Below are 5231 nucleotides of genomic sequence, written 5' to 3'. Positions count from 1 at the left end.
ATCACCTTGACGTTCTCAGCGCCGATGAGCCCAGCGGCCTGACCGGTCGCGGTGGTTGGCAGCCGGGGCTCGAGAAGTTCACCGGACAATGCGGTACGCGGGCCCAGATCTTCGGCCTCGCGGATGCGACGCCGCGCCTCGGTCTCGCTGATGCGCAGGCCGATCGTCAGCGCCTCGGTGAGCGTCTTGGCGCCTAACGTCTCTGGAGCACTTTCGGTGGCCAGCTTGTTGATCAGGGGATGCTCTGCGATCGGCAGGCGACGGCGGTGAGTCTCCAGCCGAGCGAGCAATCTCTGCCTCTCGGTGGCGGTGAGCACGTCGAAGGACAACGCGGCGACCGCCTCGAACGCGCTGTCGAGACCGTCGAATGCCGCCTCAATGGCGCCTCGACTCGAACTCATGCTTCGAACACTAGTTCGAAGCACCGACAAACTGCTCTCGCGGCGAGTGGACATGGCTATGGCTGCTGGCGGTTATCGCGGTGCACGTCGCGCTGGTCTTGAGCCACACCGTCATCAGACGCGACGGCCAGCTGTGGCGGATGACTTGGAGATTCGCGGACCCTTGTACTTGATCGCTCTTTCTATTATCGTCGTTAACCTAACTTCAACGGAAGGTGCCGCCCATGGCCGCTGTCGATTCCCGCAAAGCGCTGCGGAAATTCAAGTTCGAGCGGCAGGTCGGTCGCACGGTCGTCAACCCGCTTGTCGCAGCACTCGACAAGATCGGCATTCGCGGGTCATCGACGGTCGAGTTGGAGACCACCGGCTCCAAGACAGGTCAGCCGCGGCGGGTTCCGCTCACCGGTCGCGCGGACGACACCGGCGTCTGGGTCATCTCCCAGCACGGCAAGCGGGCCGGCTGGGCGCACAACATCACTGCCGACCCCAAGGTGCGCGTCCGCGTCAAGAATCGATGGCGTGAGGGCACAGCGGCGTTCGTACCCGATGACGACGTCGTCGCCAGGGCCCGCAGCTTCGGCGGCGACAGCAAGCTCAGCCAGTCCGTCACTGTCCTCGGGATGCGCGCACTCCAAAGCGATCCCATTTCGGTACGCATCACGTTCAACTAGTCACGCTTGTCGCGACACTCGTCGACCAGACTGGGTACGTGCAGCTACGCATCATCGGCACCGACCTGCCCGGCCGCGACTGTCCGTCCGGCCACAACTTCCCCGGCTACTCGAACGTCCACATCGGCATGCAGACCAAACGGCGGCCACCGGAGCTGCTGAACCTCCAGCCGGGCGACACCACCATGGTGACGTGGACGATCGACTGCGAAGTGAACGGCCCGGATGTGCGAGGCCCGTACATACAGGGCGGGCCCGGCGACCGGTTCATCTATCTGAACTGGGGCAGCGTCGACGGCGACGGCCGCATGGACATGTTCCGCCGCGCGAAGCTGATGCTCGACGGCGTACCCGACAGCGTCCTCGCGAAGGCGGCGAAGTCGGGCGTGCTGGTCGGCCGACTCGGGCTCACCGACGTCAAGGGTCAGCCGCTGTGTGCGGCGGTGCGGCCGCCGATGATCGAATGGTCAGTCGGGTAGCGAGTTGCTCAGCCGTTCGGTTGCGGCGAGATAATCTTCGATGAATTCGCGCACTACTTCGCGGGCGGGCTTGACCTTGTTCATCAGCCCGACGCCCTGCCCGACGAAGTAGGTCGCCAGCGCCTGTGCTCCCGGATGGCCCTGGGAGGCAAGCACATCGACCCGTCGGATGATCGGCTCGGACAACATCGACTGCAGCGGTAGCGGCAGCGTCTTGTGGCCGCCGTCGTTCGGTTGCCAAGCAGCCGTCCAATCCGACTTCAATTGGCGCGCAGGCTTTCCCGTCCGACCCGTCGAGCGGATGGTGTCCCGCGACGTCGCGGCGAGGAACTTCTGCACGGTATAGGGTGCGGTCTCGGCTTCCTCCGTCGTGAGCCAGACCGATCCCGTCCACGCGCCGTCGGCGCCCATCGCGACGGCGGCGGCCATCTGCCTTCCGGTGACGATACCGCCGGCGGCCAGCACAGGCACCGCCCCGTCGATGGCCTCGATGACTTCGGGAATCAGCACCATCGTCGTCACCTCGCCGCAGTGGCCACCGGCTTCGGTTCCTTGCGCCACAATGAGATCCACGCCGGCCGCAACTTGCTTGACGGCATGTTCCTTGGCGCCGACCAGTGCGGCGACGGGAATGCCACGCTCCTTGCCCGCATCGATCATGTAGTCCGGCGGCACGCCCAGCGCATTGGCGATCAACTTGATCGGATGGCTCATCGCAACGTCGAGCAGATCGCGGCCGGTGTTGCCTGACAGCGAGGAGCCGCCGACGAACGGTTTCGGGTCGGACTCGATATCGTGTGCGGCCAGGAGGTCGGCGACGAACCCTCGGAACTCGTCTGGGATCCGCTCGGCGAGGTCTGCCGACGACAACTTCTCGCCCTTGCCCTCGTAGGTGGCGGGCACGATCAGGTCGAGTCCATACGACTTGTCGCCCACCTGGTCGTCGATCCACGCGAGCTCTTTGTCGAGCTGCTCGGGCGTGAACGCCGTCCCACCGAGGACGCCGAAACCGCCGGCGTTCGTCACCGCGGCCACCACATCGCGGCAGTGGCTGAACGCGAAGAGCGGAAAGTCGATGCCGAACTGTGCACAGATCGCGGGCGTCACGAGAGTCAGTATCAACCTCGGGTTGAACGATCGGGTACAGGGGTATCCGCAGCGCATGAAGGATGAGGTGCTGTTCTCGGCGATTCGGAACAACTCGGACCTCGAAAAGGACGATGAAATTGAGCGGGCCGCGTACGCCACCCTCACGGTGCTCGGCCACTGTTTGGCCACAGGGGAACCGCTCGATCCCAGCCGACAGTTTTCCGTAGACGAGTTCTACGACCGAGTCGGCGAGCTCGAAGACACCGGACGCGACGACGCGCGACAGCATGCCCGAGCCGTGATGGCTGGGGTCAAGGCGGCCGTCGACCCCTTCGAATGGGACAACATGGTCTCGCAGTTACCCGCCGACTATGCCGATCTGGTGTTCGGCGCGCCCGTTCACTGACGGAGTACGCCGGCTTCCGACAGGAACGAGCCCACCTCATCGAGCATGCCGCGACCGTCGGCGAGTTCTGGCTCGTTGTGCCCGGTGCCGGGCACTAGCAGATAGCGCTTGGGCTCGGGGGCCGCGTCGTACAGCTTTCGGCTCAGCGACTCGGGGACGACGTCGTCGCGGTCACCGGCGATCACCATGATGGGAGTCGACAGCGACCCGATCCGGTCGATCGACGGGTAGCGGTCGACGAGCAGCCGGCCGACCGGCAGCCACGGATAGTGCGCCTTACCGACGTCGGCCAGCGACGTGAACGGCGAGCGAAGCACCAGCGCGGCCGGCGGCCGTTCTGTCGACAGCCCGATAGCGACTGCGGCGCCGAGGGATTCGCCGAAGTAGACGATCCTGGTGGGGTCGACCTCTGGCTGCTTCGCGAGCCAGGCTTGCGCCGCCCTGGCATCCGCGGCCAACCCCTTCTCAGACGGAGTGCCGGGGTTGCCGCCGTATCCGCGGTAGTCGAAGAGCAGCACCGATAGTCCAAGCCGGGACAGACCTGTGGCAAGGATCGCCCGGCCGGCACGGTCTCCCCCGTTGCCGTTGAACACGATGACCGCCGGCCCGCGTTGTCCGCCTGGTGTAGGCAAAAACCAAGCGCCCAAGCGCTTTTCGTCCTCGGTGTCGAGAACGACGTCGCGACCGCCGGGAAGAACTGTCGCAGCGGACGGCACGGGATCACGCGTCGGAAAGTAGATCAGCCGACGCTGCTGCGTTCGGATCGCGACGATCAGTGCGGAAGCCACGAGCGTGACGATAAGCGCCGTGGCGAGAATCCGCCGCTGTCTAGTTCGAGGCGCCGGGCTTCGCGGCTGTCAGGCCCCCGGTCACCTTGTTGACCGCGTCGTTGATTTTGTCACTGAAGTTCTTCAGGCCGCTGCCGCCGGTCGCCGCGGTGCCCGCGGGCTTTGAGTTCGGCGCGAACAGGTTTCCACCTGTCGTGCTCAAGCCCGGCAACGATGGCAGGCCTGCTCCGTTGATCACCGGCAGCTTTCCTACCTCGCCCACGGGCTTCACCACCAAGTTGGTCGGATTCTGCAGGTCGTCTTGCGCCGTGGCACCACCCTTCGCCAGGCCGATTGGTACGGAACCCGGCACATCGCCCAGGGCGCCTAACGACGAACCCGGTTGCATCGGCCGAGTCACGGTCGGATCTTTCGGTATCGCTTCGCTGCCTGTCACGCCTTTGCCGTCGTTGTAGCCGGCGTTCACGAGGTCAGTCATGGTCGGGTCGATTGCATCGGCGACGATGTCACCGCCGGGAATCAGTCGCAGTGGCCGCGTCAAAGGCAGGTTGTCCTGCTGAATCGTCACGTAGGTGGTGGTTCCGGACACCTCCTTCTTCATCGGGTTGCCCTCCGCGTCATTCACAATGTTGCCTTTTGTGTCGATGACGTAGGCATAGTGCTTCGTTTTGGGGTCCGTGCTCTGTGCCTCAGCCATGATGTCGGGCGGAATCACCGCTGTGGACTGCGCACCGTAGCCATAGGCGTAGGCGGCCAGACTGTTTCCTAGGGCGAAGGGATTGAGCGGGTCAACCGGGGCATCGGAGTTGATGTTGTACTCATACGCCACGTCCAGCGTGGGGACGCCCAGGTCGCTTGGTGTCGCGGTCGCCAAGGTACCCAGCAGCGGAGCGAATGGTGCATAGGTCGTCCAGAAGCCGCCGCCAGCCCGGTTGGTGTTGTTATCGAGGATGACAAATGCGACGTTCGATTTGTCGATCGATGACATTCCGGCCAGCGCGGTACCAGTCTGGCCGGCGCCCCATCCCGACGCCACTACGCCGGTTTTCGTTGGGTCGCCTTTATGCGCCACGATTGAATCCGCGATGCCCGCCGGCCCCTGGAAGAACGGAACGACCTCCTGTGTGCCGTATCCGTCGGGCGGCGGCTGCGTGTAATCGTTGCCGTAGTACGTCGTGCCCGCGAAGATCTGTGCCGTCGAGTTCGCGGGCGTGATCAGCGCCAGCAGATCCACCGCCGACGGCGGCTTCGCGGCCGACGTCGTGTCCGCGGCGACGCCCCCCGCCATGCTGGTGACGGCCATTGCCGCAGCGGCCAGCCCCGCTGGCGCCACTACAGCCGCAACCGCGGCCGCCGGTCGAGAACGCTTGCTGTGCCTGCCTGCCATGGGAGCCCTC

The 5231-nt window shown here is 65.1% G+C and carries 8 protein-coding genes; 4 read left to right on the top strand and 4 right to left on the bottom strand.

Annotation, left to right across the window (positions count from 1 at the left end):
* Positions 1-401, bottom strand: a 401-nt coding sequence (locus QOC76_RS13975) for a DUF222 domain-containing protein (protein WP_526357435.1), incomplete at its 3' end; no start/stop codon positions are given.
* Between the two features lie 224 nt (positions 402-625).
* Between QOC76_RS13975 and QOC76_RS13970 the strand changes: the two genes are divergently transcribed.
* On the top strand, positions 626-1072 hold the full coding sequence (locus tag QOC76_RS13970) for a nitroreductase family deazaflavin-dependent oxidoreductase (RefSeq protein ID WP_526357434.1): 447 nt from the start codon (positions 626-628) through the stop codon (positions 1070-1072).
* 38 nt (positions 1073-1110) lie between these two features.
* Positions 1111-1551, top strand: a complete 441-nt coding sequence (locus tag QOC76_RS13965) for a DUF5990 family protein (protein ID WP_526357433.1) — start codon at positions 1111-1113, stop codon at positions 1549-1551.
* On the opposite strand, the gene QOC76_RS13960 is transcribed toward QOC76_RS13965, so the two are convergent.
* The gene (locus QOC76_RS13960) at positions 1540-2658 is read right to left on the bottom strand and encodes an NAD(P)H-dependent flavin oxidoreductase (RefSeq protein WP_526357432.1); all 1119 of its coding nucleotides are present in this window, start codon (positions 2656-2658) and stop codon (positions 1540-1542) included. The genes QOC76_RS13965 and QOC76_RS13960 overlap by 12 nt on opposite strands.
* A gap of 55 nt (positions 2659-2713) precedes the next feature.
* On the opposite strand from QOC76_RS13960, the gene QOC76_RS13955 reads away from it, so the two are divergent.
* Positions 2714-3046 carry a DUF2267 domain-containing protein gene (locus QOC76_RS13955; RefSeq protein WP_526357431.1) on the top strand — a complete coding sequence of 111 codons (333 nt, stop codon included), beginning with the start codon at positions 2714-2716 and terminating at the stop codon, positions 3044-3046.
* On the opposite strand, the gene QOC76_RS13950 is transcribed toward QOC76_RS13955, so the two are convergent.
* Together QOC76_RS13950 and QOC76_RS13945 are read right to left on the bottom strand one after the other, a co-directional pair.
* Entirely contained in the window at positions 3040-3834 is a 795-nt protein-coding gene (locus tag QOC76_RS13950) for an alpha/beta hydrolase (RefSeq protein ID WP_526357430.1), read from the bottom strand. The genes QOC76_RS13955 and QOC76_RS13950 overlap by 7 nt on opposite strands.
* 40 nt (positions 3835-3874) lie before the next feature.
* Positions 3875-5068: a PE-PPE domain-containing protein gene (locus QOC76_RS13945; protein WP_526357429.1), complete on the bottom strand. Its 1194-nt coding sequence runs from the start codon at positions 5066-5068 to the stop codon at positions 3875-3877.
* Here QOC76_RS13945 and QOC76_RS13940 point away from each other — a divergent pair.
* On the top strand, positions 5046-5231 hold a 186-nt coding region (locus QOC76_RS13940; protein WP_526357428.1), incomplete at its 3' end, for a hypothetical protein. The two genes, QOC76_RS13945 and QOC76_RS13940, sit on opposite strands and share 23 nt — an antisense overlap.

It is taken from the genome of Mycobacterium sp. (assembly GCF_032159565.1).
Classification (GTDB): Bacteria; Actinomycetota; Actinomycetes; order Mycobacteriales; family Mycobacteriaceae; genus Mycobacterium.
The sequence above is the reverse complement of the archived record's forward strand: the minus strand, read 5'-3'. Positions and strand labels throughout refer to the sequence as shown.